We start from the raw sequence: 2826 nt of genomic DNA on the forward strand, positions 1-2826 counted from the left end.
GGGCACGATCCCGTACATCAGCCACACCGCACACCGAGGCGAACACGGCGTACGGCACAACGCGGTGTGCAACCGGTCGTAGTGGGTCTGCTGGCGCGCCGTCCGCGCTTCGAGGACCTCATCTACGGATTTGGTGAGGTACTTGCACAGATACCCGATATGCCGTTTGGCTTCCTCGCTGCCACCGAGAACGCCCCGGATGTCCATCTGGGAGCCGAACACCGCCATGTGCGCCGGTTCATCGTCGGGGCCGATGTCGGCTACCGCGTCGTCCCAGGACTGCAACGGCTCGCGGGTGTCGGGGTCGACGAACGTGCGTTGTGCGCGGTCCCACAGTGGCACCCGATCCGGGGTGTAGACCATCTCGGTACGGCGGGGCCACCAGATCTGCCGGTAGGTCCCGGCGGTGACCTGTCGCAGGATGCGGCGGGGGATGCTGCCGCGGATTGCGATGTGGATGTGTGGGGCGCCGCGCCGTTGCGGCTCGACGGTGGCGAAGTATTGGACGTTCCAGCCGACCGCGCGGCGGAGGTTCTGTATCCACCGGTCGAACAACGCCGCAAAGCTGATCGCGTCCCACGCTGCCCGCGCGTAGTCGTAGCTCTCCGGGTCGATCGGTGTGCCGTCGTCGCTGTGCACCGGCCCGTAGGTGTCCAGGGTGAGGGTGACGAACGTGGAGGGTTTGTACCGTCCGGCGTACTCCCGTCCGATGGTGTGGGAATGGATCGGCAGTCGAGGTAACTCTGGCATCCCTTCGGGCCGTTTGGTGGAACGACCCACCGGCCCCGGCTCGTCAGGATCGTCCGCGCCGTCCTCGCCGGCCTGCTCCGATGACGACGCGGCCGGCGGTTCCGGGGACGGTGGCGTGCCGCGTGCACCCAAGGTTTTGAGTTGTTTGTCGGCCCAGTCGATTTCGGCGCGTATCTCCGCTGCGTCGCTGTCGCGCTCTTCGGCGAGAGCGGTTTGGTAGGCGGCGGTTTGATCGGCCCGGTACAGGATCAGCTCGAGCTGATCGAGGGTGGGGCGTGGTTTGGGCTTCTGTGGTTCGGTGTCCAGGTGCCAGCCCTCCCGCAGCTGCGTTTGCCGCAACGCTTTGGCCTTGGCCGCGCACGCCGGGCAGATCGCGGCCATCGTGTTGCCGCACGGCACCGCCACGAATTCCACCCGCCCGGTCTCGGTGTCGGTTTGCTCGAGCACCATCGGCCGGATGCACACGCCGTGGGTGCGGGCGGCGTCCATCGCGATGTCATCGAATGTCGGTGGCCGACCGACACCATCAGCATCCCCGCCCGGTTGAATCCTGTCCGGGTAGGTGTCGGGTAGCTCGGTTGGTTCGTCGTTCACCACGGCGAGACCTCCCCCCGGATGAGGCGGATGAGTTTGATGATCAATGCGGCCAGACGGCGGGCTGACTCCCCCGGATGCAGTGGCCCGAGCGGCTCGTCCGCGAACGGGGAGACCTCTACCGCTATCTGCCATTGACGCACGTAGCCGGGATGCTCCCACCGCTTTCCCGGACGGACCGGCCGATCATCCACACCGACTTTCAGTGTCCGGTCACGCAGGCACGCAGCGAGCACCGTGATAACCACCCAGGTCAGTTCGTCGTCGCTCACGCGCCTACTCCCTCATCCGAGCCGTAAGGGAAGTCCGCAACGTCAGTCTTCTCGAGCAGCGCCGTTGCCTGCCTGCCCGTGTCGTGGCCGGGCGTTGGAGTGGGGTTGTCGCCGGTGTAGCGCCGAGGTGGGCGGTAGGTGGAAATCAACCATCTGATGTCGTTGTCGGTGACTTCGTACGCGCGTACCCGCACGATGTCGGCGGCGTGTTCCTCGGCTTCGTTGGTCCCTGGGTCGCTCAGATCCAGGCCGGGGGTGATCTGCACATAGGCCGTGCCGGGCATGCTGACCGGGATCAGGTCACACAACGCGCCGCGTTCCCGGCCGCTGAGCCCGAAGATCATCTGAACTTGCGTCGGTTCGGCAACCCTGAGTCCGACGCGGGTCGGAAACAGCTGCCTGAGCCGCAACACGTCCTTGCTGGGGTCTTGGATGCAGCCGACGACCACGATGCCCGCTGCCCGCCCTTGGGTGGTCAGCAGACCGAGCAGGCGTTCGATTTCGTCTCTAGTCTTCTTGTCGGTGAAGTACTCCGTGAGAGAGGCGAACTCGTCCACGATCAGCAGAATCATCGGCTCATCGGCCGAGGGGATCAGTTTGCGGACCTTTCCGCGCATGCGGTCCATCCGCGCTTTCATGGTCTTCACCAGCTCCCGCAGCAGCTGCAAGGCCATCTCGGAGTTGTCGTAGGCGAACCGGTCGAACCAGCCCATCCCGAGCCCGAACTCCACGCCCCCTTTCGGGTCGATCACCCACACCACCACCGTTGCGGCGGCGATCGCCGGTGCCAGCGCGGCAATGATCGACCACGCCACCGACCCTTTACCGGAGCCGGTCTCGCCCGCGATCAACAGATGCGTACCCAGAATCGTCAGCTTCCACGGACGCTCCAACTCGGTGACACCCACCGGAATCGCTTGTAGATCAACAGATTCCGCGCCGCGCCGGTCACGGGGCAGGGGGATCGGTGTGCGCAGCAGGTCTTTGTGGATAACCTCCAGGTGCACGAAACCCGGCCGGGTGTGGCGCACCCGCAGCCCGATAGCCCGGAACGCGTGCCGTAGCTCTTCGGATTTCGCCGCCCAGTCCTCGACCTTCTGGCCATCCAGCATGCCCACTTCCAGCACGTCCACCACATGCCCGGTCTCCGCGCGCATGATCGCGGGTGTCTTGACCCGCGTATCCAGTTCCACGGTCAATCCCGACATGG

General features: G+C 65.6%; 3 protein-coding genes. All 3 read right to left on the bottom strand.

What is annotated here, in order from left to right:
- A partial coding sequence (locus ON21_RS30520; protein ID WP_157171031.1) for a replication initiator occupies positions 1 to 1344 on the bottom strand: 1344 nt, incomplete at its 3' end.
- On the bottom strand, positions 1341 to 1616 hold the full coding sequence (locus tag ON21_RS30525; RefSeq protein ID WP_039803729.1) for a hypothetical protein: 276 nt from the start codon (positions 1614 to 1616) through the stop codon (positions 1341 to 1343). The genes ON21_RS30520 and ON21_RS30525, both read right to left, overlap by 4 nt.
- On the bottom strand, positions 1613 to 2826 hold a 1214-nt coding region (locus ON21_RS30530; RefSeq protein WP_051021500.1), incomplete at its 5' end, for an FtsK/SpoIIIE domain-containing protein. The genes ON21_RS30530 and ON21_RS30525, both read right to left, overlap by 4 nt.

Origin of the sequence: Nocardia araoensis NBRC 100135 (genome assembly GCF_000308435.1) — a bacterium.
Taxonomy (GTDB): domain Bacteria; phylum Actinomycetota; class Actinomycetes; order Mycobacteriales; family Mycobacteriaceae; genus Nocardia; species Nocardia araoensis.